This window comes from Micromonospora sp. DSM 43699 (genome assembly GCF_055517075.1).
Window position 1 is genome coordinate 66,921 of the sequence record NZ_JBTMMT010000013.1, and the last position, 22,165, is coordinate 89,085.

The 22,165-nt window shown below is 71.6% G+C and carries 26 protein-coding genes; 16 read left to right on the plus strand and 10 right to left on the minus strand.

Annotated features, from left to right (window positions below; genetic code table 11):
• Positions 1-28: 28 nt before the first annotated feature.
• Entirely contained in the window at positions 29-1,186 is a 1,158-nt protein-coding gene (locus tag AC0AIB_RS09705; RefSeq protein ID WP_465096457.1) for an alkaline phosphatase PhoX, read from the minus strand.
• 312 nt (positions 1,187-1,498) lie between these two features.
• Between AC0AIB_RS09705 and AC0AIB_RS09710 the strand changes: the two genes are divergently transcribed.
• Genes AC0AIB_RS09710 through AC0AIB_RS09720 form a run of 3 tightly spaced genes read left to right on the plus strand, consistent with a single transcriptional unit; the run spans position 1,499 to position 3,139 of the window.
• Positions 1,499-2,602 (plus strand): 3-deoxy-7-phosphoheptulonate synthase, encoded by a 1,104-nt coding sequence (locus AC0AIB_RS09710; RefSeq protein WP_328343606.1) that lies wholly within the window; start codon positions 1,499-1,501, stop codon positions 2,600-2,602.
• A 55-nt stretch (positions 2,603-2,657) separates the two neighbouring features.
• Positions 2,658-2,900, plus strand: a complete 243-nt coding sequence (locus AC0AIB_RS09715) for a hypothetical protein (RefSeq protein ID WP_328349093.1) — start codon at positions 2,658-2,660, stop codon at positions 2,898-2,900.
• Between the two features lie 29 nt (positions 2,901-2,929).
• On the plus strand, positions 2,930-3,139 hold the full coding sequence (locus AC0AIB_RS09720; protein ID WP_328343604.1) for a hypothetical protein: 210 nt from the start codon (positions 2,930-2,932) through the stop codon (positions 3,137-3,139).
• A 61-nt stretch (positions 3,140-3,200) separates the two neighbouring features.
• Here AC0AIB_RS09720 and AC0AIB_RS09725 read toward each other — a convergent pair whose 3' ends face one another.
• From AC0AIB_RS09725 to AC0AIB_RS09735, 3 genes are all read right to left on the minus strand, one after another.
• Positions 3,201-3,743 (minus strand): DUF1360 domain-containing protein, encoded by a 543-nt coding sequence (locus AC0AIB_RS09725; RefSeq protein ID WP_328343602.1) that lies wholly within the window; start codon positions 3,741-3,743, stop codon positions 3,201-3,203.
• A gap of 74 nt (positions 3,744-3,817) precedes the next feature.
• Positions 3,818-4,135, minus strand: a complete 318-nt coding sequence (locus tag AC0AIB_RS09730) for an SRPBCC family protein (RefSeq protein ID WP_328343600.1) — start codon at positions 4,133-4,135, stop codon at positions 3,818-3,820.
• The gene (locus tag AC0AIB_RS09735; protein WP_328343599.1) at positions 4,135-4,452 is read right to left on the minus strand and encodes a DUF6158 family protein; all 318 of its coding nucleotides are present in this window, start codon (positions 4,450-4,452) and stop codon (positions 4,135-4,137) included. Before AC0AIB_RS09735 ends, AC0AIB_RS09730 begins: the two co-directional genes overlap by 1 nt.
• A gap of 128 nt (positions 4,453-4,580) precedes the next feature.
• Here AC0AIB_RS09735 and AC0AIB_RS09740 point away from each other — a divergent pair, with 128 nt between their 5' ends.
• Both AC0AIB_RS09740 and AC0AIB_RS09745 read left to right on the plus strand, forming a co-directional pair.
• Positions 4,581-5,012, plus strand: a complete 432-nt coding sequence (locus AC0AIB_RS09740; RefSeq protein WP_328343597.1) for a hypothetical protein — start codon at positions 4,581-4,583, stop codon at positions 5,010-5,012.
• 24 nt (positions 5,013-5,036) lie between these two features.
• Positions 5,037-5,363 (plus strand): DUF3817 domain-containing protein, encoded by a 327-nt coding sequence (locus tag AC0AIB_RS09745; RefSeq protein ID WP_328343595.1) that lies wholly within the window; start codon positions 5,037-5,039, stop codon positions 5,361-5,363.
• Between the two features lie 10 nt (positions 5,364-5,373).
• Here the strand turns inward: AC0AIB_RS09745 and AC0AIB_RS09750 are convergent, their stop codons facing one another.
• Complete coding sequence (locus AC0AIB_RS09750) at positions 5,374-5,889, minus strand: DUF6232 family protein (protein WP_328343593.1); 516 nt, start codon at positions 5,887-5,889, stop codon at positions 5,374-5,376.
• A gap of 485 nt (positions 5,890-6,374) precedes the next feature.
• Between AC0AIB_RS09750 and AC0AIB_RS09755 the strand changes: the two genes are divergently transcribed.
• On the plus strand, positions 6,375-7,358 hold the full coding sequence (locus AC0AIB_RS09755; RefSeq protein ID WP_328343591.1) for a C40 family peptidase: 984 nt from the start codon (positions 6,375-6,377) through the stop codon (positions 7,356-7,358).
• 131 nt (positions 7,359-7,489) lie between these two features.
• On the opposite strand, the gene AC0AIB_RS09760 is transcribed toward AC0AIB_RS09755, so the two are convergent.
• The 4 genes from AC0AIB_RS09760 to AC0AIB_RS09775 all read right to left on the minus strand — a co-directional run bounded on the left by AC0AIB_RS09760 (position 7,490) and on the right by AC0AIB_RS09775 (position 11,720).
• A complete protein-coding gene (locus AC0AIB_RS09760) occupies positions 7,490-8,479 on the minus strand; it encodes a sigma-70 family RNA polymerase sigma factor (protein ID WP_328349091.1) in 990 nt (329 codons plus the stop codon).
• 466 nt (positions 8,480-8,945) lie between these two features.
• On the minus strand, positions 8,946-9,845 hold the full coding sequence (locus AC0AIB_RS09765; protein WP_328349089.1) for an N-acetylmuramic acid 6-phosphate etherase: 900 nt from the start codon (positions 9,843-9,845) through the stop codon (positions 8,946-8,948).
• An 89-nt stretch (positions 9,846-9,934) separates the two neighbouring features.
• Positions 9,935-10,849, minus strand: coding sequence for a MurR/RpiR family transcriptional regulator (locus AC0AIB_RS09770; RefSeq protein ID WP_328343589.1), 915 nt, complete (start codon positions 10,847-10,849; stop codon positions 9,935-9,937).
• Between the two features lie 148 nt (positions 10,850-10,997).
• Positions 10,998-11,720 carry a dTMP kinase gene (locus AC0AIB_RS09775; RefSeq protein WP_328343587.1) on the minus strand — a complete coding sequence of 241 codons (723 nt, stop codon included), beginning with the start codon at positions 11,718-11,720 and terminating at the stop codon, positions 10,998-11,000.
• 174 nt (positions 11,721-11,894) lie between these two features.
• Here AC0AIB_RS09775 and AC0AIB_RS09780 point away from each other — a divergent pair, with 174 nt between their 5' ends.
• The 5 genes from AC0AIB_RS09780 (at position 11,895) to AC0AIB_RS09800 (ending at position 14,347) form a co-directional block, all read left to right on the plus strand.
• Positions 11,895-12,500 (plus strand): nucleotidyltransferase, encoded by a 606-nt coding sequence (locus AC0AIB_RS09780; protein ID WP_328343585.1) that lies wholly within the window; start codon positions 11,895-11,897, stop codon positions 12,498-12,500.
• On the plus strand, positions 12,497-12,763 hold the full coding sequence (locus AC0AIB_RS09785; protein ID WP_328343583.1) for a hypothetical protein: 267 nt from the start codon (positions 12,497-12,499) through the stop codon (positions 12,761-12,763). Before AC0AIB_RS09780 ends, AC0AIB_RS09785 begins: the two co-directional genes overlap by 4 nt.
• A 10-nt stretch (positions 12,764-12,773) precedes the next feature.
• On the plus strand, positions 12,774-13,496 hold the full coding sequence (locus AC0AIB_RS09790; RefSeq protein WP_328343581.1) for a metallophosphoesterase family protein: 723 nt from the start codon (positions 12,774-12,776) through the stop codon (positions 13,494-13,496).
• A 42-nt stretch (positions 13,497-13,538) separates the two neighbouring features.
• Positions 13,539-13,682, plus strand: coding sequence for a GPGG-motif small membrane protein (locus tag AC0AIB_RS09795; protein ID WP_167179460.1), 144 nt, complete (start codon positions 13,539-13,541; stop codon positions 13,680-13,682).
• 170 nt (positions 13,683-13,852) lie between these two features.
• Positions 13,853-14,347, plus strand: a complete 495-nt coding sequence (locus AC0AIB_RS09800) for a TspO/MBR family protein (protein WP_328349087.1) — start codon at positions 13,853-13,855, stop codon at positions 14,345-14,347.
• Between the two features lie 76 nt (positions 14,348-14,423).
• Here the strand turns inward: AC0AIB_RS09800 and AC0AIB_RS09805 are convergent, their stop codons facing one another.
• A complete protein-coding gene (locus AC0AIB_RS09805) occupies positions 14,424-15,200 on the minus strand; it encodes a peptidoglycan DD-metalloendopeptidase family protein (RefSeq protein WP_328343574.1) in 777 nt (258 codons plus the stop codon).
• A gap of 277 nt (positions 15,201-15,477) precedes the next feature.
• Here AC0AIB_RS09805 and AC0AIB_RS09810 point away from each other — a divergent pair, with 277 nt between their 5' ends.
• The 5 genes from AC0AIB_RS09810 (at position 15,478) to AC0AIB_RS09830 (ending at position 21,768) form a co-directional block, all read left to right on the plus strand.
• Complete coding sequence (locus tag AC0AIB_RS09810) at positions 15,478-16,818, plus strand: ABC transporter substrate-binding protein (RefSeq protein ID WP_328343572.1); 1,341 nt, start codon at positions 15,478-15,480, stop codon at positions 16,816-16,818.
• Between the two features lie 72 nt (positions 16,819-16,890).
• Entirely contained in the window at positions 16,891-17,940 is a 1,050-nt protein-coding gene (locus AC0AIB_RS09815) for a carbohydrate ABC transporter permease (protein WP_328343570.1), read from the plus strand.
• A gap of 1 nt (position 17,941) precedes the next feature.
• A complete protein-coding gene (locus AC0AIB_RS09820) occupies positions 17,942-18,907 on the plus strand; it encodes a carbohydrate ABC transporter permease (RefSeq protein WP_328343568.1) in 966 nt (321 codons plus the stop codon).
• Positions 18,908-18,976: 69 nt separating this feature from the next.
• Positions 18,977-20,050, plus strand: coding sequence for a LacI family DNA-binding transcriptional regulator (locus tag AC0AIB_RS09825; protein ID WP_328343566.1), 1,074 nt, complete (start codon positions 18,977-18,979; stop codon positions 20,048-20,050).
• Positions 20,051-20,130: 80 nt separating this feature from the next.
• Positions 20,131-21,768, plus strand: coding sequence for a glycoside hydrolase family 13 protein (locus tag AC0AIB_RS09830; RefSeq protein ID WP_328343564.1), 1,638 nt, complete (start codon positions 20,131-20,133; stop codon positions 21,766-21,768).
• Positions 21,769-22,165: the final 397 nt, after the last annotated feature.

The window sequence follows — 22,165 nt, forward strand, 5'->3', positions numbered from 1 at the left end:
CGTAGCGGGCGGGCGTAGCGGGCGGGCGTCAGGAGCGGAACGGGCCGCGTACCTCGTAGGTGATGCCGCCGGCGGAGAGGCCGGACGTGCCGCGCTGGGACGAGAAGTAGAGCCGGCTGCCGTCCGGCGAGAACGCCGGCCCGGTGATCTCCGACGAGGACTGCCCGGTGATCCGCAGGAACGGCGTCACCACTGCGGTCGGGGTGATCAGGTTGATCTCCATGTTGCCGCCGTCCTCGGCGACGTAGAGGTCGCCGGAGCGGGTGCCGGTGATGTTGTCCACCCCGGTCAGCGGGGCGCTGCCGCCGGTCACCAGCGAGTCGTCGTACGCCAGGTCGATGCGCTGGCCGACCACGTCGTACGCCCAGACCCGGTTGTCGCCCTTGGTGGTGAACCAGCAGGTGCCGTCGGCGTACCAGCAGCCCTCGCCGCCGGTGAACCGCTTCGCCCCGGAGACCTGGTTGCGGGTCGCCGTCGGCGAGCCGTCCGGATCGGGGACCCGGGCCCAGCTCACCGGGCCGCTGGTGGCGGTGCCGGCGACCAGCACCTCCAGGGTGCCGGCGGAGAGGTCGCCCCAGACGGAGGGGCGGAACCGGTAGAAGCAGCCGTCGGTCTCGTCCTCGGTCAGGTAGATCACCTGGCGGACCGGGTCGGCCGCCGCCGCCTCGTGCTTGAACCGGCCCAGCGCCGGGCGCTGCGCCGCGGCGGTGCCGCCCTGCGGGTAGGTCTCGTAGACGAAGCCCCGGCTGATCTCCTCGCAGGAGAGCCAGGTCCCCCACGGCGTCGCGCCGCCGGCGCAGTTCTGGTTGGTGCCGGAGAGGATGCGGTACGCCGAGGCGATCGTCCCCTCGGCGGTGAACCGCACCGCCGACGCGCCGCCGCTGGGGGTGATCTCCGAGTTGGAGACGTAGATCCAACCGGTGCCGGCGGCGAAGCAGGCCCCGCCGTCGGGAGCGTTGTGCCAGGTGTACGAGGTGCCGGGGACCACCTGCCGGGAGCGGGCGATCACCCGGCTGGTGAAGCTGGCGGGCAGTTGGATGCCGTTGCCGTCGGCGGTGCCGAGTGGACCGTAGGGGCCGACGCCGGGTTGGGCCGGGGCGGCCAGCGCGGCGCCGGACCAGAGGCTGCCGGCGAAGGCGGCGGCCCCACCGGCGACGGTGGCGCGCAGGACGGTACGACGGTCCATCGGAACCTCCGGGGGATGCGAGCGGTGCCGCCGAAGTTACCGACGGTCGCCGTGCCGGAAGTGAACGTCAGGCGAGGTTCGGCCGACTACCGGATGAGTCTTTCCTCCGCCTCGGGTACGCTTGCCGGCGTGACACGTTCGTATCGATGGTTTAGGCAGCCGGCTGCGGAGCCGGTGACCTCACCATGAGCTGACGTCACCGCGTTTCGAGCCGGCCGGGCAGGAGCCTTCAGCTTCCTGCCCTTCTGTTTACGAGCAGCCGGCTCGACCCGGGCACCGGCACCGGGCACGGTCGGCGGAAGGACTTCCCCCGTGACGACCCCGGACAACGGGCCGACCCCGGACAACGGCGCGGTCATCGACCAACGGATCGACCGTGTCGTGCCGCTTACCACCCCCGCCCTGCTCCTGCACGAGCTGCCCCTGGATCCGCCGCTGGCCTCGGCCGTGCTGGCCGGTCGACGCGCGGTCGGGCGGGTGCTGGACCGCGCCGACGACCGCCTGCTGGTGGTGGTGGGCCCGTGCTCGGTGCACGACCCGGCGGCGGCGCTCGACTACGCGCACCGGCTGCGCGAGGCCGCCGACCGGCACGCCGACGACCTGCTGGTGGTGATGCGTGTCTACTTCGAGAAGCCGCGTTCCACTGTCGGCTGGAAGGGCCTGATCAACGACCCGGCGCTGGACGGCTCCGGTGACGTGAACACCGGCCTGCGGACCGCGCGGGCGCTGCTGCGCGACGTGGTCCGGTTGGGGCTCCCGGTGGGCTGCGAGTTCCTCGACCCGATCACCCCCCAGTACATCGCCGACACGGTGGCCTGGGGCGCGATCGGTGCCCGGACGGTGGAGAGCCAGGTGCACCGGCAGCTCGCCTCCGGGCTGTCCATGCCGATCGGCATGAAGAACCGCCCGGACGGCAGCATCGCCACCGCCGTGGACGCGATCCGGGCCGCCGAGGTGCCGCACGTCTTCCCCGGCATCGACGTCTCCGGCACCCCGGCGATCATGCACACCCGGGGCAACGCCGACGGGCACCTGGTGCTGCGCGGCGGCGGGGGCCGGCCGAACTACGACGCCGGGTCGGTGGCCGGGGCGCTGGACCTGCTCCGGGCGGCCGGGCTGCCGGAGCGGCTGGTGGTCGACGCCAGCCACGCCAACAGCGGCAAGGACCACCGCAACCAGCCGAGGGTGGCCGCCGACGTGGCCGCCCAGCTCGCCGCCGGGCAGCGGGGCATCGTCGGCATCATGCTGGAGAGTTTCCTGCTGGCGGGCCGGCAGGACCTGGACCCGACCCGGGAGCTGACCTACGGCCAGTCGGTCACCGACGCCTGCATCGACTGGGGCACCACGGCGGAGGTGCTGGAGCACCTCGGAGCCGCCGTCCGGGCCCGCCGGGCAACCCTGCCCACCCCGGCCTGACGGGTTTGACCGTTTCGACCCCGGGTAGCAGGGCGGGGTGACCGACGACGCACCCGTGACCGACGACGCACCCGTGACCGACGACCTGCCCGGGACCGACCAGCCGGACATCCGGCAGCTCGACGAGTTGCTGGACGAGATCTACCACGGCCAGGAACGGCTCAGCCAGGCCGACATCTACCGCTCGGCGGTCAGCGCGGGCCTGCCGGCGGAGCTGCTCACCCGGGTCGCCGCGCTCCCCGAGGGCGAGTACGCGGTGGACGAGGTGGCCGACCTGCTGGGCGGGACGGCGGGCTGACCGGCCGTTGCCGGCGAGAGGAGATCGAGATGTCCGACCAGCAGGAACACCACGAGCGGGTGCCGGCCCTCGGCCAACCCCCCGAGGGGCAGGACACCCTGCCCGAGCCGGACTTCGCCAACGAGCACGACCGGACCGCCGTCGACAGTGACGTGATCACCGGCGCGGACGCCGACGAGCGGGAACCGGAGACGTCGCGCGGCTGGGCGGGTGAGGACCACGGCACCACCCCCACCTGAGCGGGCGGATGACGGGAAAGGGGCCGGCGGACACGATCTGCCGGCCCCTTCCGCGTACCTGTCACTTCTCGTCGGGACGCCCGCCCTCGGCGGCCTGCTGGGCCACCGCGTACCCCATCTGGAGGAAGTCGGACGCGGCGACGGCGGTCAGCGCGGTCGCCACCAGCCGGGTCAGCCGGGGGGCCAGCACCAGGCCACCGGTCAGCCCGGTGGCCACCCAGACGGCCAGGCAGAACGGGCAGCTGAGCAGCTCGCCGATCGCGTGCCGGGTGGCGCTGCCCTGGTCACGGACCTGCTCCATCACCTCGCCGCTGCCGATCGGGTGGTCGTAGCGGGTGAACGGGGCGCGCAGCGGGCTGGTCACCGCGTCCTTGGAGAGCAGCCGACTCAGCTTGTGGGTGGCGACGGCGAGCAGCACCACGTCACCCGGGGAGGGCCGTTCGGGCACCGGTCGACCGGTCGCCTTCACCAGCGCCGCGATGGAGGCGGTCACCCCGGCGTACGTGCCCATCGCCGCCAGGTAACCACCCAACGGGCGATGCTCGTGCGGCGCGTACGCCTGACGCAGACGCGTCACCTTCTGCTTCAGGCCGCTGTCGGTCACCGGGTCTCCTCGTCCGTTCGCATCGGTGGGTGCTTCGCATCACGTCTTCGGTGTCCAGCGGGGCGGGTCGGGGGTCAGCCCGCGGTCAGGTTCTCGGCGACCTCACGTTCGAGGTTGACCAGGGATTCGTCGGCCAGCCCGTCGGCCGACCCGGCGGGCAGTTCCAGCCGGACCCGGGCCCCGCCGGCGTCGGCCGGTGCGACCTGGAGTTCGGCCGCGCCGTCCGGGCCGTCCCAGCGGGCCCGCAGCTCGTGGTCGGACCGGGTGGTCGGGGCAGGGCCGTCGGCCCGCAGCGTCCCGGGCAACCAGGCGTCGGTCCGGTCGGGGTCGGTGGCGGTGCTGAACACCACCTCGGGGGGCGCGGACATGCCCCGCTCGGCGCGCACGCCCATCAGGAGTCCCGCAGCCGGTGCGGGTCGACCTCGCGGCCGGGGTGCCGGGCCAGGTACTCGGTCTCCAACTCGGCGGTGCGTCGCAGGTGGTTGGCGAGCGCCGAGTCGGCGGCGTGCCGGAGTGTGTCGAGCCGGGTGCGGTGCAGGCTCTGCAACTCGCGGATCAGGTCGTCCTCGTCGAGCTCGGCCGGGTCCACCCCGAGCAGCTCGCCGTCGGTCCCGGAGATCACGGTGGCCGCGTGGTGGACGTGGTCGCCGTCCCACTCGGGCATCCGCTGTTCCGGGCTGGCCTCGGAGCGGTGTACTGATTCGGTCATGTCGCCCCCTCGGGTTCGACTGTGCTGGTGTCTAGACGGATGCCCAGCCGGGATGTCACCAAACCCTCCGGCGCGCCAGCTACGACGCCGCGTCGGAGACACCGGCCCGCCCCGGTACCCTCGACGGCATGAAGCGGCTCTGGACCCCGGCGTGGATCCTCCGCCACGTGGCCCTGGTCGTCCTGGTGACGGGCTTCCTGGCGCTGGGCTGGTGGCAGATCAGCCGGGCCGCTTCCGGCAACACGCTGAGCTGGGCGTACGCGGTGGAGTGGCCGATCTTCGCCGGCTTCGTGGTCTTCGTCTGGTGGCGTGAGGTCCGGCACACGCTGCGCGGCCCGCACACCGCGCCGCCGCCGGCCACCGCGCCGGGCGAGACGGCACCGGTCGACACCGCCACCGCACCGTCGGCCACCCCGGCGGTACGCCGTCCGGTGCGGGTCGCCCGGGTGCCGGCCGCCCCGGCCGACGGCGCGGACGACGCCGACCTGGCCGCGTACAACCGCTATCTGCACTGGCTGAACGCCAATCCGGGCGCGAGGCCCGGCGACTATCCCGGCTGAGGCCGGTCGGAAGGACGGACGACGGTGGGCGGAGCCCTTACCCGGTACCGCGTGATCGCCTGGATCGTGGGCGTGGCGCTGGCCGTGCTGGTGTTGATCGGCATGCCGCTGAAGTACGCGTTCGACGAGCCGATCGTGGTGGCGGTCGTCGGCACCGCGCACGGCTGGCTCTACCTGCTCTACCTGGCCGCCACCTTCGACCTGGGGCGTCGGGTGGACTGGCCGTTGAAGCGGATGCTGCTGGTGATGCTCGCCGGCACGGTGCCCTTCGTGTCGTTCGTGGCGGAGCGCAAGGTCACCCGCGAGTTGTCCACCGCGCGTCCCCGTACCCCGGAGCCGGCCGTCCTCTGACGGCCCGTGCTCAGCGGGCCGGTCGCCAGTAGGCGGCGGTGCGTGACGGGTCGTCGGCGTCGGGGTAGCGGTGCTCCTCCCGGGCCTGGTGCAGGGCGTCGACCACCTGGTCGAACTGCTCCCGGTCGTCGCTGCTGAACAGCAGCAGCTCGGTGCCGTGGCAGTGCCCGTGCAGTTCGTGGGCCGGTGGTCGCCACCGGTCCCCCAGCAGCACCAGCAGCACCGGCATCAGGCACACCACCCCCAGCCCCAGGTACGCCCCGGCGGTGAGCCGTTCCAGGCCGCCGGTGAAGCCGAGCAGCACCCCGGCCGTACCCGCGCCGACGGCGGCGAGGGTGACCACCCGGGCCGCGAGCCGGTCGTGCGGCCCACGGCCGGTGCGCAGGTGGGTGAGGTCGGCGACGGCGTAACTGCTCCGGCCGGCGGTGAACCGCTCGGTGGTCACCACGATCCCGGGCCGGGCGTACAGCAGCGTGGTCGGTCGGGACCAGCGCGGCGGTCGGGTGCTGGCGCGGTCTGCCTGCACGGCGTCCTCCCAGGGGCCGACGGGGGCCGGTGTGTCCCACCGCGATATCCACCTGCGTACGGCGGGATTCCCGGCTGAGGCTCCATTCTGTTGCCGGCACACCCGGGCCGCTTCCCGATTTCCGACAGATCCGGCGACCGCCACTTCCCTGCTCCGGCACATCTGGCCACCATTCCGGTTTTATCCCTCTTTTCCCACGCGATCCCCATCGGTATCCGCCTGGAACGACGAATCAGACCTTCCTCGCTAACCACTCAGCACCCGGTCACCGCCCCCTCCCCGGCCGCACCCGTTTCCAGCTGCCACAACGACACGCCGCACCGCTCCGGCAACATTCGACGCTGCTTTGTCTGCGCGTCACTCCCGTCACGGGTTAGGTTGATCGGGCCGGCACGGTAAACGGCCGTCCATCCGGACGGGCCCGGCCGGTGTCACCGAGGGCGTCAGCATCCCCCGGTGACCGGTGGGAGAGGAGTCTTCCGCTCTTGTCGTCCTTACGGATGCTGCTGCGCACCCTGGCGGTCGCCGGCCTGTCGGCCGCGCTGATCGCCCCCTCGGCACCGGCCCGGGCCGAGCCCTCGGTCGCCGAGCTCACCAGCCGGATCGAGAAGTCCTCGGCGGAGCTGGAACGGATCGTCGAGTCCTACAACAAGCTCAACGAGGAGATCAAGACGAACCAGGCCACCGCGGCCGGTCTGCACGCGCGGATCGGCCCGCTGGAGACCCAGGCCGCCCAGAGCCGGGCCGCGGTGGGGCAGATCGCCGCCACCGCCTACAAGACCGGGGGACTGCGCACCGCCGAGGCGATCCTCGACCCGGCCGGCGGCTCACTTGTCGACCGGCTCGGCACCCTCGACCAGCTCACCCGGCAGCGTCAACAGCAGATCGACGGGTACACCGCCGACCAGCGGGCGCTGCTCGACCAGAAGACCCGGCTCGACAGCACCTTGGCCCGGCAGGCCGCCCAGTCCCGGGCCGTCGTCAAGGCCAAGAAGCGGATCGAGCAGGATCTGGCGAAGCTCTACGAGATGCGCCGGGCGGCGTACGGGCGGGCCACCGAGGCCCCGGCGGCCAAGCCGGTCCGGTCCACCCCGGCCGCCACCCCCGACGCACCGGCCGTCTCCGGCAGCGCCGGCGCCGCCGTTCGGTACGCGTACGGGGCGATCGGCAAGCCGTACGTCTGGGGTGCCGAGGGCCCCGGCGGATACGACTGCTCCGGGCTGACCCTGGCCGCCTGGCGGTCTGCCGGCAAGCGGCTGCCGCACAACGCGGCGATGCAGTGGAACGCCACCTCCCGGGTCAGCCGTAGCGAGCTGCGCCCCGGCGACCTGGTCTTCTACTCGGGGCTCGGGCACGTCGCGCTCTACGTCGGCGGCGGTCAGGTGATCGACGCGCCGAGCGCCGGTCGCAACGTGCTCAAACGGAAGATGAACATGATGAGCATCGCCGGCTACGGCCGGGTCGGCTGACCGGCACGGCTACGGCGAACGGCCGGCGTCCCCCTATCGGACGCCGGCCGTTCGCCGTCATTACTACCAGCTCAGGCGGCTACTGAGCCGCTCGGTGCCACGGAACCGGCACCTGTCCCGACGAGGCCCGGTCAGGCGGCCTGGAGGCCCTCCGCCCGGGCCAGCTCGCGCAGCCGGCCGAGCGCCTGGATCTCCAACTGCCGGATCCGCTCCCGGGAGAGCGAGAAGCGCGACGCGACCTCGGTCAGCGAGTGCTCCCGCCCGTCTTCCAGGCCGTACCGGGCCCGCATGATGCCGGCGGACCGGTCGTCGAGGTGGTTGAGCAGACCCTCGATGCGCTGCCGCTCCAACCCGGTGAGGACGATGTCCTCGGGTGACGGGGCGTCGCTGTCGGCGACCAGATCGCCCAGGTTGGTGTCCCCGTCGTCGCCGACCGGCGTGTCCAGCGAGACGGTGTCCTGCGACCAGCGGCGCAGCTCGTTGACCCGCTCGACGGTGACGCCGAGGGAGGCCGCGATCTGCTCCGGCTCCGGGTCGCCGCCCAGCTCACGGGTGAGTTGGCGGGCGACGTTGCGCATCCGGTTGACGTCCTCGACCAGGTGCACGGGCAGCCGCACGGTGCGTTCCTGCTGGGCGATCGCCCGGCTGATCGCCTGACGGATCCACCAGGTCGCGTAGGTGGAGAACTTGTAGCCGCGCTCGTAGTCGAACTTCTCGACCGCCCGGACGAGGCCGGTGTTGCCCTCCTGGATCAGGTCCAGCATGGGCATGCCCGACCGCACGTAGCGGCGGGCGATCGAGACGACCAGCCGCAAGTTGGCGCGGATGAAGAGGTCCTTCGCCCGCTCACCCTCGACGACCAGCCGATCCAGGTCCTCCCGGTCGACGCCGGCGGGGACGCGGTCCTCGCCGAGCAGGTGCTCGGCGTAGAGGCCCGCCTCGATCGCCTTGGAGAGATCGACCTCCTTGGCGGCGTCCAGCAGTGGCGTCCGGGAGATCTCGTGAAGGTAGACGCCGACCAGGTCACGCTCCTCGGCGACCTCGTCGGTTCGCATGCCGATGTTCTTGTCCACGGTGTCCACGGTCCCCTCGCTCGCGCCGGTTGCCCGGTTCCTTGCCATCCCCACGTCCATCAGCCCTCCCCCGTGCTGCCCGCGGGTGCTGACACCTACACAACAGTCGAGACGGGTCGGGGATTCCATGTCGTGAGTCGAAAGTGTCACGAATGCCTGAGTACCAGCTGAAAGCCCGGTCCACGTTTGCTGTCAGCGCCCCTTGGGGCAGCCCCGTCGACCGACGGTCACCGCCTGTGGAACGGGAGGTCGTCGTCCGTTTCCGAAACGCCGCACCATTGCGACATCCGGCACACAGCGACCCTCGTCACCGCCTGGCTGCGATTCCGGTCACTGCCAGATACGGGCCGGTGGACCGGTCGGTTCACCCGGCGGTCCTGGATTACCCCACGCCCCGAACAACAATCCGTGACGTGGCGGACGTCCCCGGCGGCGGGTGTTCCCGGTCACCCCGCCCGGCGGGCCCCGCAGCGCGGCACGTCGCCGCGTCCCATCGCCGCCACCGGCGGCAGGCTCAGGAGGCGAGCAGGGCGATGGCACCGCGGACCTGGTGCGCGGTGCGGGCCAGCGCGGCCCGGGCCGCGCCGACCTCGGCCCCGGAGAGCAGCGAGACGAGGGCGGTCTTCAGGTCGCCGTCGGCCTCGTGCAGGGCACGCCGGGAGACCTCCTCGGAGCACCCGGTCGCCTCGATCAGGATGGAGATCATCCGGCCCCGCAGCTTGGCGTTGGTGGCCACCATGTCGATCATCAGATTGGAGTAGACCCGGCCCAGCCGCACCATCACCGCCGTGGAGAAGGTGTTCAGCACCAACTTCTGTGCGGTGCCCGCCTTCATCCGCGTCGACCCGGTCACCACCTCCGGGCCGGTGTCGACCCCGATGACCACGTCGACCCGGGCTGACGCCCGGACCTCCGGATTGGCGCAGAGCAGCACCGTCGCCGCACCCCGCTCCCCGGCCGCGTCGAGCGCCCCGAGGACGTACGGTGTGCGCCCGCTGGCCGCCAGTCCGACCACCAGGTCGCCTGCGGCGACGCACCCGGCGGCCTCGGCCGCGCCCCCGCGCAGGTCGTCCTCGGCGTCCTCGACGGCACGCCACATCGCATCGGGTCCACCGGCCAGGTGGGCGCAGAACCAGCCGTCCGGGGAGTTGAAGGTGGGGGCCAGCTCGGCGGCGTCGATCACCCCGAGCCGGCCGGAGGTGCCGGCGCCGAAGTAGTGCACCCGGTGCCCGCCGCGCAACGCGGTGACCGCGAGGTCGACGGTCGCCGCGATCTCGTCCAGGACGGCGGCCACCGCCGCCGGCACCCGCCGGTCGGCGTCGTTGATCACGGTGAGTACGTCCCGGGTCGACATCAGGTCGAGGTCGGTGCTGTGCGGGTTGCGCCGTTCGGTGGGCGCGCCGACGCGGACCACCTGATGCAGGTCCACCACGCCCTCGTGGCCCCGCTGCCCGAGCACGCCGTCCGGCCCGAACACGCCGTCCGGCCCGGTCGGGCCGGCGGTCACGAGCGCCTCCGGCTGCCGCCGACCCGGTGTGTGCGGACCGCCTCGGCGGTGACCTCCAGCGCCCGGCGGGCCCGGGTCCGGTTCCGGGCGGCCACTCCGACGAAGAGGCAGTCCACCACGGTGAGCTGGGCCAGCCGGCTGGCCATCGCGCCCGAACGGTAGGTCGTCTCGCGGGCGGCGGTGGTGAGGACGTAGTCGGCGACCTCGGTGATCGGCGAGCGGGGGAAGTTGGTGAGCGCGACGGTGACCGCACCCCGGGACCGGGCCTGTTCGAGCACCTCGATCACGTCGGACGTGGTACCGGTGTGCGAGATGCCGATCGCCACGTCGCCCTTGCCGAGCAGGGCGGCGGAGGTCAACGCGGTGTGCACGTCCGGGAAGGAGAAGGCGATCCGGCCGATGCGGTGCAACTTCTGCTGGAAGTCGGAGGCGACGAAGCCACTTGCGCCGGCGCCGTAGACCTCGATCCGGCCGGCGCTGACGATCGCCTCGACGACCTGCTCGCAGACCGCCGGGTCGAGCTGCTCGGCGGTCTCCTCGACGGCCCGCGCGTCGTTGAAGGCGATGGTGGCGATGATCTGCGCCAGGTCGGCGCCGGGCGGGATGTCGCCGCCGACCACCCGGGCGTCCGGTGGCTCGACCCGTCGGGCGGCCTCGGCCGCGAGCCGGATCCGCAGCTGCGGGTAGCCGTCCATGCCGACGGACCGGCAGAACCGGATGACGGTGGCCTCGGAGGTCTCGGCGGCGGTGGCGAGGTCGGTGATGGTCCGACGGGCGGCGGCGGCCGGATCCGCGACGACCAGCCGGGCGACCCGCTGCTCGGCGGGGGACAGCGACGGGAGCAGGCCACTGATGTGGACGATCAGTCCACCCGGCTCGTGACTCGCAGAAATCTTCGGACTCTTCGCCACGGATGAAACTTACTTTCACGAGCCGCGAGCGTCAACCACGACCGCGCGGATCCGACAGGAAGTATCCCCCGGGTGGGGGGCCTTGCCGGCCCAGACTTCCATTTCCGCAGCCTGACGCGCCTCCGCCGGTCCGGTGGAATCGCCCGGCCTACGGTCCGGTCTGAGCCGCGACCGGCTCCCTGGCCACGTCGTCGACCTTCGGGGCGGACGGCCCGGTGTCGTCCGGCGGGCCGTCGACCGTCGACCCGGCCTCCTCCGGCGGCAGCCAGCGCGCCAGGTGCGCCCGGATCCGCCGGGACACCTCGTCCGGCCCACCAGCCGCGTCGACCACCACGAAGCCCGGATATTCCGGCAACGACCGGTAGGCCGCATCGGCGGCGGTCAACCAGCCCATCGTCTCGTGGTCCTCGCCCCGCCGCTCGATCCGCTGGTACGCCTCGACCGGGTCGACGGCCAGCAGGAAGGTGACCTGCGGTGCGGGGAAGACCCGGTAGCCGACCCGGGCCAGCCGCTCCCACCGCTGCCCACCGTGCGCCCGGATGCTGGCGTACTGACAGGCGGAGTAGCGGTCCATCACGGCAGTGCGACCGGTCACCAGGCAGCTGAGCAGCGCGGCGGCGATGGCCAGCCAGCGCAGTACGGACTCCACGGCGATCATCCCGTCCCGACCCACCAGCAGCTGCGCGTCGGTACGGCCGAAGCGGTGGGCGACCCGGCCGAGCCAGCGCCTGCCACTCGCGTTGCGGTGGTAGGTGGCCGGCCGCCCGGCCGCGGTGAGGGCGGCGGCGAGCCGGTACGCCTGGGTGGTCTTGCCCGAACCGTCGATGCCGATCAACGCGACGCGACGCAGTCGGGCCCTACGGTCGGTCACGCGCCGCGCTCTGGCCACCCTCCACAGGCTATCCGACCCGCGCTTGCCGGCTGCCCGGTTGATCCCACTTGAGTAGGTGATAGCCGGATCGACACGCCGACCCAGGTGTGGGCGGGCGGACAGCCGGGTACGCAACGTCATTTCCCACCGATAATCCACGACGGGAGCGACCAGATGGCCGAGCGCGGGGACGTCAGCCTCCTGCACACCCTCAAGCGGGTCGCCGCCGTGCTCAAGCAGAACGAGATCCCCTTCGCCCTCGGCGGCAGCTTCGCCGTCTATGCGCACGGCGGCCACTCCAGCGAGCACGACGTGGACTTCCTGCTCCCCGAGGAGCATGTCGAGCGGGCGTTGGAGGCGCTTACCGACGAGGGCTTCACCGCCGAGCGACCGCCGGAGGACTGGCTGGTCAAGGTCTACGACGACGGGCGGATGGTGGACCTGATCCACCGACCGGTGGAGACCCCGGTCACCCAGGAGACCCTCGCCGACACCGTGGTCCGCCCGGTGGACGCCATCCGGATGCCGGTGCTGTCGGCGACCCGGCTGATGGTGCACAAGCTGCTCAGCTTCTCCCAGCACTACTGCGACTTCGCCCGGGGCCTGCCGTTGGCCCGGTCGCTGCGCGAACAGATCGACTGGGAGCGGGTACGGAAGGAGACCCAGCACTCGCCGTACGCCGAAGCGTTCCTGATGCTGCTGGACCGGCTCGACGTCGTCCCGTACGGGGGCACGCCGGTGCCGTACGCCCGCATCCCCGAGGAAAGGGAGACCCCGTGACCGAGCACAGCGCCGGCCCGCCGGACGACTACGTCGAGGCGGCGATCCAACGGCTGCTGACCGAGGACCCGGACGTGGCCGAGCAGGGCATCACAGTGGTCCGCCGGGAGCGTGGCCTGGTCCTGACCGGCGAGGTGGAGAGCCCGCACCGCCGGGCGGAGATCCTGCGTCGGGTGGCCGAACGCTTCCCGGACGAGGCGGTCACCAGCGACATCGGCGTGATCCGCGCCCAGGCGCCGGCCCAGGTCGAGGAGCTGCCGTGAGGAGGACCCGATGATCCGGATCGCCGCCGTCGGCGACGTCCACCTGGACGCCGACGTGCTGGGTCGGTTCCGCCCGGCCCTGGAGGAGTTGCCCGACTGTGCCGACGTGCTGCTGCTCGCCGGCGACCTGACCCGGCACGGCACCGAGGCCGAGGCCCGCTGCGTCGCCCAGGAGTTCGGTGGCCTCGGGGTGCCGGTGATCACCGTGCTGGGCAACCACGACCACCAGTGCGATCAGGTGCCGCAGGTGGTCAAGGTGCTGGAGGATGCCGGCATCACCGTGCTGGAGGGGACCGGCACGGTGCTGGAGTGCCCCGGTGGCCGGCTCGGGGTGGCCGGGGTCAAGGGCTTCGGTGGCGGGTTCGCCGGCCGGTGCGCCAGCGACTTCGGCGAGCCGGAGATGAAGTCCTTCGTCCGCACCAGCAACGAGAGCGCGGCGGCGTTGGGCGAGGCGCTGCGCGGGCTGGACTGCGACCTGCTCGTCGCGCTCACCCACTACGCCCCGGTGCCGGACACCCTGGCCGGTGAGCCGCTGGAGATCTATCCGTTCCTCGGGTCGTACCAGCTCGGTCAGGCGATCGACTCGGCGCCGACGGCGCTCGCCCTGCACGGGCACGCGCACGCCGGCACCGAGCGCGGCGTCACCCCCGGCGGGGTACGGGTGCGCAACGTCGCCCACCCGGTGATCAAGCAGGCGTACAGCGTCTTCCATCTGGGAGACCAGATCAACTGAGAAGCAGGTTTTCGGGATCGGACCGCCGGGTATTCAGCAGCCATGGAGCTGATTCTCTGGATTCTCGCAGTCGTACTCGTGGTCGCCGGCATCCTCGCGCTGTTCCGCCGGCAGATCCTGTGGGGCGTCGTCCTCATCGTGGTCGGCCTGTTGGTCGGCCCGGGTGGTGTCAGCATCTTCAGTTGACACCGGTCCACACCTGACCCGCCGGGGTCGTCGCCACCGGAAGCTCCGTCCTCCCAGACAGGAGCATCCGGCATCGACGACCCCGGCGTCTTGCCGTCCGGCTGGTTCCCCGGTCGGGCCGGCGGCGTGGTGACGGGTTTGTCGGGGCGTACCGGGGAAATATCTTGACTATGGAGACAACCCGGAGCGACCGGCGGGCCGGCACCGCACGGACCTGGTGGGCGCTGCTCGGCTTCGGCGCCGCCGTCACGGTCGCCGCCGCGATCGGCGGGCTGGGGGTGTCCGGCACCAGCGACGAGTACGCCGCCCTGCGGCAACCGGCCTGGGCCCCGCCCTCGTGGCTGTTCGGCCCGGTCTGGACCCTGCTCTACGCGATGATCGCGGTCGCCGGCTGGCTGGTCTGGCGGCGGGTCGGCTTCGGCCCCGCACTCTGGGCCTGGTCGGTCCAGCTGGTGCTGAACGCGGTCTGGACCCCGCTCTTCTTCGGCGCCGGCCGTTACGGTCTGGCGTTCGCCGAGATCGTGCTGATGTGGCTGGCGATCGCGGTCACGGTGGTCGCCTTCCGGCGGATCTCCCGGCCGGCGGCGGCCCTGCTGCTGCCCTACTGGGCCTGGGTCACCTTCGCCGCCGCGCTGAACTTCTCGATCTGGCAGCTCAACAACTGACTGTCGCCGCCCCACAGGCCGCTGCGGGGTCGTCGCCGGGCCGGGGCAGGTCACCCCGACCCGGCGACCCCCGGTCTCAGCAGCGGGGCACGTTCGGGATGTAGCCGTCGTGGCCGGTGTAGACGTAGGCGTCGGCGATGAACCGGCCGGAGCCGATCCGGTCCCAGATCGAACTGGTGCCGAAGGTGCCGGTGACCGTGGTGCCGCTGGTCTGGCACCCGATGGTGACCTTGGCGCCGTCGGCGACCGTGCCGACTGACGAGTAGCCGGTGCCCGGCCCGGACCGGACGGTCAGCGGGGCCCCGGCGGTGTCGACCGTGCCCGATCCGGTGCCGCTGGCGCAGTCGTTGCCGCTGGTGTACGTCTTGGTGCCCCAGTACAGCGCGAGCGTGCCGTTGAACCTGACCTTGATGTCGGCACCGTCGAGGCGCTGCTCGTAGTGCAGGTGCGGGCCGGTGGACCCGCCCGTGCTGCCGACCCAGCCGATCACCTTGCCGTAGCCGACCCGCTGGCCGACCGAGACGTTGAAGCCGTTGAGGTGGGCGTAGTACGTCGTGTAACCGCCGCCGTGGTCGATCCGGACGTACTTGCCGTAGCTCGTCCCGCCGAGGTCGGTGACCCGGTCGACGGTGCCGGGGGCGCTGGCCACCACCGGATCGCCGAGGTCGTCGGTGCGGTTGAAGTCCACCGCGTTGGCCGGGCTGTGGTCCGAGCGGGTCTGGCCGGACCAGGACTGGCCGCACGGGAACGGCACCTTGAACGTGGGCGCGGCGGCCCACGCCGGGCCGGCCGGGACAAGCACCCCGCCGACCAGCACGGCCGCCACCACCGGGCTCCACCACCGTCTACGCATCCAGCACCTCCGATGTCGAGATCCTTCAATCGCCTACCCCGAGAGTGGCAGGTATCGCCATCGATGAAAAGGTGGTGAACCCCCTGCCCACCCCTGTCCGACGAGCACGGGTGGGAGCGCACCCACCTCGGATGAGGGGGTTTCGCGATTGTTACCGGGCCGTGTCCGCCAGGGGGGTGGACCGATCGGGATGCAAGCGCTTACATGTGGGGACGACTCATCGGACCGGCGTCGGGTTCCCCCACCTGTGGGCGCGCCGGCAAGGAAGGAGAACGGCATGGCGTTTGCCAGATCACGCCAGGCTCTCGCGATCGCCGGCGTGCTGGGGCTGGCCCTCGGCGCCGCCGCCTGTGGCACCGGCAACGACAAGAAGAGCAGCAACGCGGGCTCGGCCGAGTGCGCCGCATACGAGAAGTACGGCGACAACGACGGCAAGAAGGTCACCGTCTACTCGTCGATCCGGGACATCGAGGCCGACCGGCTGGCCCAGTCCTGGAAGCAGTTCGAGGACTGCACCGGCATCGAGATCGACCACGAGGGCTCCGGCGAGTTCGAGGCCCAGCTGCCCGTGCGCGTCGACGGCGGCAATGCGCCCGACCTGGCCTTCATCCCCCAGCCGGGCCTGCTCAAGCGGTTCGCCGATGCCGGCAAGCTCAAGCCGGCCGCCGCCGCCACCAAGACCGAGGCCGAGGCGAACTACTCCCCCGACTGGCTGAAGTACAGCACCGTCAACGGCCAGTTCTACGGCGCCCCGCTGGGCTCTAACGTCAAGTCGTTCGTCTGGTACTCGCCGAAGACCTTCAAGGAGAAGGGCTGGACGGTCCCCACCACCTGGGACGAGCTGATCAAGCTCTCCGACACCATCGCGGCCAGCGGCACCAAGCCGTGGTGCGTCGGCATCGAATCCCAGGACGCGACCGGCTGGCCGGCCACCGACTGGATCGAGGACGTGCTGCTGCGTACGGCCGGCCCCGAGGTCTACGACCAGTGGACCACCCACGGCATCCCGTTCAACGACCCGAAGGTGGCCGACGCGCTCAACCGGGCCGGCACCATCCTCAAGAACGAGAAGTACGTCAACGGCGGCTTCGGCGGCGTGAAGAGCATCGCCACCACCTCCTTCCAGGAGGCCGGCGTCCCGATCACCACCGGCAAGTGCGCCCTGCACCGGCAGGCGTCCTTCTACGCCAACCAGTGGCCCAAGGGCACCAAGGTCGCCGAGGACGGTGACGTCTTCGCGTTCTACTTCCCGGCCATCGACCCGGCCCAGGGCAAGCCGGTGCTGGGCGCGGGCGAGTTCGTCGCGGCCTTCGCCGACCGTCCCGAGGTGCAGGCGGTGCAGACCTACCTCGCCTCCGGCGAGTACGCCAACAGCCGCGCCAAGATCGGCGACTGGGTGTCGGCGAACAAGAAGCTCGACCTGGCCAACGTGCCGAACCCGGTGGACAAGCTCTCCGTGGGCATCCTCCAGGACCCGAAGACCGTGTTCCGCTTCGACGGTTCCGACCTGATGCCGGCCGCCGTGGGCACCGGCACCTTCTGGAAGGGCATGATCGAGTGGATCAACGGTAAGGACACCGCCACCGTGCTGGGCGGCATCGAAAACAGCTGGAAGTGATCTGCGACGGTGGCCCGGTCCGTACCCACGGACCGGGCCACCGTCGGATACCGAACCCTTGAAGGAGGGTCGATGGAGTTCGACTTCGCTGAGGAACAGCCGAAGTTCCTCATGCTGATGTACGGGCTGATCGCTTTCGTCGCGGTGGTGGGCGGTCTGCTCCTGCTCCTCGACGTGGTGCCGGCCTGGTTCGCCCGCCGTCGGGAGGCGCAGTTGGTCGCCGCCTCGACCGGCGGTGCCCCGCTACCCCGCCGGCGCAAGCCGAGGGAGGGGCTGTTCGCGCTCTTCTTCCTGCTGCCGACGTTGCTTCTGCTCGCCATCGGGTTGGTGGGGCCGGCGATCCGGACCGTCCTGCTCTCCTTCATGGACTCCGGTGGCAACGACTGGGTGGGGCTGCGCAACTACGGCTGGATGTTCTCCGAGGACTCGATCGTCCGGGTCCTGCTCAACACCCTGATCTGGGTGCTGCTGGTGCCGCTGGTGGCCACCACCTTCGGCCTGCTCTACGCCGTCATGGTGGACAAGGCCCGGTTCGAGTCCATCGCCAAGTCACTGATCTTCCTGCCGATGGCGATCTCGTTCGTCGGGGCCAGCATCATCTGGAAGTTCGTCTACGCGTACCGCGGTGACGACCAGGACCAGATCGGCCTGCTCAACCAGATAGTGGTCAGCCTGGGCGGCGAGCCTCGGTTCTGGCTCCAGGAGAGCCCGCTCAACACGCTGTTGCTCATCGTCATCATGGTCTGGATCCAGGCCGGTTTCGCCATGGTGGTGCTCGCCGCCGCGATCAAGGCGATCCCCGGCGACATCGTCGAGGCGGCCCGCCTCGACGGGGTCACCCCGTGGCAGATGTTCTGGCAGATCACCATGCCGAGCATCCGACCGGCGCTGATCGTGGTGGTGGTGACGCTGTCGATCGCCACGCTCAAGGTCTTCGACATCGTCCGGACCGCGACCAACGGCAACTACGACACCAGCGTGATCGCCAACGAGATGTACAACCAGGCATTCCGGTACGGCGAGGCCGGGCAGGGTTCCGCCCTGGCGGTCTTCCTCTTCATCCTGGTCATCCCGCTCGTGATCTACCAGATCCGCAACCTGCGTCAGCAGCGGGAGGGCTGAGATGACCACCGCCACGCCCACCGTCGGAGCCGGCGCCCAGGCGGCCGGGAAACCGACCACCACGGCCGGCCGGGTCCGCAACCGGCTCAACAGCCGCACCGCCACCCTGGTCTCGATCGTCATCGCCCTGCTCTGGACGATCCCGACGTTCGGCCTGTTCGTCTCCTCGTTCCGGCCCGAGGCCGAGATCAAGTCCACCGGCTGGTGGACCTTCTTCACCGACCCGCAGTTCACCCTGGAGAACTACCAGGACGTGCTCTTCGGGTCCTCCTCGTCGTCGGGGCAGTTGGCCAGCTACTTCATCAACTCGCTGGCCATCACCATCCCGTCGGTGCTGTTCCCGCTGGCCTTCGCCTCGCTTGCCGCGTACGCGCTGGCCTGGATCAACTTCCGGGGGCGGGACTGGCTCTACATCGCGATCTTCGCGATGCAGATCGTGCCGCTGCAGATGGCCCTGGTGCCGCTGCTGAAGTTCTTCTCCACCGGGGTCACCCTGGGCGGCGTGCAGCTGATGCCGGCCTGGGACCTGGTCGACGAGCAGAAGTTCGCCCAGGTGTGGTTCGCGCACACCTGCTTCGCCCTGCCGTTCGCGGTGTTCCTGCTGCACAACTTCGTCTCGCAGCTCCCCCGGGACCTGATGGAGGCGGCCCGGGTCGACGGGGCCACCCACCCCAAGATCTTCCGCACCATCGTGCTGCCGCTGATCACCCCGGCGCTGGCGGCGTTCGGCATCTTCCAGTTCCTCTGGGTCTGGAACGACCTGCTGGTCGCGCTGATCTTCGCCGGTGGCGGCAACGAGACCGCCCCGCTCACCGTCCGGCTGGCCGAGATGGCCGGCACCCGGGGCAACGAGTGGCAGCGACTCACCGCCGGCGCGTTCGTCTCGATCGTCGTACCGCTTGTCGTGTTCCTGTCGTTGCAGCGCTTCTTCGTGCGCGGCCTGCTCGCCGGCAGCGTCAAGGGTTGACGTCCGCCCGCCGCCGCCCGGCAGCACCGGGCGGCGGCGGAGGTCGGCGCGGAGCGGGGGAACGACAGCGTGACGAGGATCGACGACGTGGCCCGGCTCGCCGGGGTCTCCACCGCCACCGTCTCCCGGGCGTTGCGCGGCCTGCCGACGGTGTCGGCCGCCACGCGCCGTCGGGTGCTCGCCGCCGCCGAACAGCTCCAGTACGCGGTCTCGCCCAGCGCGTCCCGGCTGGCCGGGGGCCGGACCGGCACGGTCGCCGTGGTGGTGCCCCGGATCACCCGCTGGTTCTTCGGCACCGTCGTCGAGGCGGTCGAGGACTTCCTCCACCAGGCCGGTTACGACCTGCTGCTCTACAACCTCGGTGGGCGCGAGCAGGTCCGGCAACGGGTGCTGCGCACCGCCAACCTGCACAAGCGGGTGGACGCGATCATGCTGGTCGCCACCCCGCTACGGCCGGCCGACCTGACCGCCCTGGCCGAGCTGGACCTGCCCGGCATCACGATCAGCTCGGGAAGCACGGTGCCGGGCTGGCCCTGCGTCCGGATCGACGACGTGGCGGCGGCCCGGACGGCCACCCGGCACCTGCTCGACCTGGGCCACCGGCGGATCGCCCACATCTCCGGCGATCCGAACGACGAACTGGCCTTCACCACCCACACCGACCGTCGCCGGGGCTACCGGGAGGCGCTGCGCCGGGCGGGCCTGCGCCCCGACCCCAGCCTGGACATGGAGTCGCAGTTCAGCATCGACGGCGGCAACCAGGCGACAGTCGAACTGCTGGCCCGGGGAGAGCCACCGACCGCGATCTTCGCCGCCTGCGACGAGATCGCGATGGGCGCGATGACCGCGCTGCGTGACGCCGGGTTACGGGTTCCGCAGGACGTCAGCGTGATCGGCGTGGACGACCACGACCTGTCCGGCGTGCTCGGGTTGAGCACCATCGCCCAACCCGCTGCCGAGCAGGGTCGGCTCGCCGCCCGGCTGCTGCTCGATCCGCTGGGCACCGGCACCGTCGAGCCGTACGCCGGCCGGGTGCCGGCCCCCCGCGGGGTCGACGGCGACGGCACCGCGGGGGGCCGGTCGGTGATCCTGCCCACTCGACTGGTGGTACGGGAGTCGACCGCGCCGCCCCGGGCACACTGAACGGATTCGACCGCACGGCTCGACCGGCTCGACACAGGGAGAAGGCTCTGAACACCGACGCGAGGCAGCAGGAACAGTCCATGGGCGTGGCCCACGGATGGTGGACCGAGGCCGTCATCTACCAGATCTATCCGCGTTCCTTCGCCGACTCCGACGGCGACGGCATCGGTGACCTGCCCGGCATCACCGCCCGGCTGGGACATCTGGCCGAGTTGGGCGTCGACGCCGTCTGGCTGTCGCCGTTCTATCCGTCGCCGCAGGCCGACGCGGGGTACGACGTCGCCGACTACCGCGACGTCGACCCGCTCTTCGGCAGCCTGGCGGACGCCGACACGCTGATCGCCGAGGCGCGGGCGAAGGGCCTGAAGGTCATCGTCGACCTGGTGCCCAACCACACCTCGTCGGCGCACACGTGGTTCCGGGCCGCCGTCACCGCCGCCCCCGGCAGCCCCGAACGGGACCGGTACGTCTTCCGCGACGGCCTCGGCCCGGACGGCGTCGAACCGCCGAACGACTGGCAGAGCGTCTTCGGCGGCCCCGCCTGGACCCGGCTCGTCGAGCCCGACGGGCGGCCCGGCCAGTGGTACCTGCACCTGTTCGACACCGCCCAGCCGGACCTCAACTGGGACAACCCGGAGATCCGCGCCGAGTTCCTGGACGTGCTCCGGTTCTGGCTGGACCGGGGCGTCGACGGTTTCCGGGTGGACGTGGCGCACGGCCTGATCAAGCAGGCCGACCTGGCCAACTGGGAGGAGCCGCAGGAGATCCTCTCCGGCAACGAGGTGGACAAGCCGCGCCCGCCGATGTGGGACCAGGACGGCGTACACGAGATCTACCGGGACTGGCGGCAGGTGCTGGACTCCTACGACGGCGAGCGGATCCTGGTCGCCGAGGCGTGGGTGGAGCCGGCCGAACGGATCGCCCGCTACGTACGCCCCGACGAGATGCACCAGGCGTTCAACTTCGAGTACCTGCTCGCCGCCTGGACGGCTCCCGCCCAGTACGCGGTGATCACCCGCTCGCTGGAGGCCACCGACGCCGTCGGTGCCCCCACCACCTGGGTGCTCTCCAACCACGACGTCATCCGGCACGCCTCCCGGATGGGCCTGTCGGCCAAGGGCGGCCGGCCTAACGGCATCGGCATCGGCGACCCCCAGCCGGACGCCGCGCTGGGCCTGCGCCGGGCACGGGCGGCCACCCTGCTGATGTTGGCCCTGCCCGGTTCGGCCTACCTCTACCAGGGTGAGGAGCTGGGACTGCCGGAGCACACCACGCTGCCCGACGAGTCCCGGCAGGACCCGACCTGGGAGCGCAGCGGCCACACCCAACGCGGCCGGGACGGCTGCCGGGTGCCGATCCCGTGGGAGGCCGACGCCCCGTCGTACGGCTTCGGCCCGACCGACGCCAGCTGGCTGCCGCAGCCGCCGCTCTGGGCCGAGTACGCGCTGGACCGGCAGCAGGGGGTGCCCGGCTCGACCTACGAGACGTACCGGACCGCGTTGCGGCTGCGCCGCGAGCACGGCCTGGGCCGGGGCACCCTGGAATGGCTGTCCTCGGGCGACGAGGCGCTGAGCTTCCACAACGCCGGGCTGACCGTGCTGACCAACTTCGGTGCCGCCGCGGTGCCGCCGCCGGCCGGGGAGTTGCTGCACAGCAGCGCGCCGCTGGACGCCGACGGCCGGGTCCCCACCGACGTGACGGTCTGGGTCCGCCCCTGATCCCCTCCCGGTCCAGGCCCCGGCGCCGGGCCGGTGCCTGGACCGGACGCCGGGCCGGTGCCTGGACCAGACGCCGGACGCTGGGCAATGGGCGCTGGGCAATCGGCGCTGGGCCGGGCGCTGAGGCGTCAGCAGGCGGCTGGTGCAGAGGCGGAACGTGGCACCCCGGTAGTTCCGGTCGCGTCCTTTAGAGCTGATGACGTTAGCGATTCACAGCCGGGAGTCACCGGGCGAGCCCCACCCAACCACCAGCCCTCGTCTTGACCACCAGCCGTGGCCCCGACCACCAGTCCTCACCCCGACCACCAGCCCTCGTCCCGACCACCGCACCGACCCTCACCCCGACCGGTGGCCCACACCGGACCCCCTCACCCGCCGTCGCCCCAGCCGATGGGCC

Coding starts and splice junctions, on each gene's coding strand:
- AC0AIB_RS09705 (WP_465096457.1), bottom strand. CDS start 1,186: ATGGACCGTCGTACCGTCCTGCGCGCCACCGTCGCCGGTGGGGCCGCC.
- AC0AIB_RS09720 (WP_328343604.1), top strand. CDS start 2,930: ATGTCCGACCAGCAGGAACACCACGAGCGGGTGCCGGCCCTCGGCCAA.
- AC0AIB_RS09730 (WP_328343600.1), bottom strand. CDS start 4,135: ATGGGCGTGCGCGCCGAGCGGGGCATGTCCGCGCCCCCCGAGGTGGTG.
- AC0AIB_RS09735 (WP_328343599.1), bottom strand. CDS start 4,452: ATGACCGAATCAGTACACCGCTCCGAGGCCAGCCCGGAACAGCGGATG.
- AC0AIB_RS09740 (WP_328343597.1), top strand. CDS start 4,581: ATGAAGCGGCTCTGGACCCCGGCGTGGATCCTCCGCCACGTGGCCCTG.
- AC0AIB_RS09760 (WP_328349091.1), bottom strand. CDS start 8,479: ATGGCAAGGAACCGGGCAACCGGCGCGAGCGAGGGGACCGTGGACACC.
- AC0AIB_RS09780 (WP_328343585.1), top strand. CDS start 11,895: ATGGCCGAGCGCGGGGACGTCAGCCTCCTGCACACCCTCAAGCGGGTC.
- AC0AIB_RS09790 (WP_328343581.1), top strand. CDS start 12,774: ATGATCCGGATCGCCGCCGTCGGCGACGTCCACCTGGACGCCGACGTG.
- AC0AIB_RS09795 (WP_167179460.1), top strand. CDS start 13,539: ATGGAGCTGATTCTCTGGATTCTCGCAGTCGTACTCGTGGTCGCCGGC.
- AC0AIB_RS09800 (WP_328349087.1), top strand. CDS start 13,853: ATGGAGACAACCCGGAGCGACCGGCGGGCCGGCACCGCACGGACCTGG.
- AC0AIB_RS09805 (WP_328343574.1), bottom strand. CDS start 15,200: ATGCGTAGACGGTGGTGGAGCCCGGTGGTGGCGGCCGTGCTGGTCGGC.
- AC0AIB_RS09810 (WP_328343572.1), top strand. CDS start 15,478: ATGGCGTTTGCCAGATCACGCCAGGCTCTCGCGATCGCCGGCGTGCTG.
- AC0AIB_RS09815 (WP_328343570.1), top strand. CDS start 16,891: ATGGAGTTCGACTTCGCTGAGGAACAGCCGAAGTTCCTCATGCTGATG.
- AC0AIB_RS09820 (WP_328343568.1), top strand. CDS start 17,942: ATGACCACCGCCACGCCCACCGTCGGAGCCGGCGCCCAGGCGGCCGGG.
- AC0AIB_RS09830 (WP_328343564.1), top strand. CDS start 20,131: ATGGGCGTGGCCCACGGATGGTGGACCGAGGCCGTCATCTACCAGATC.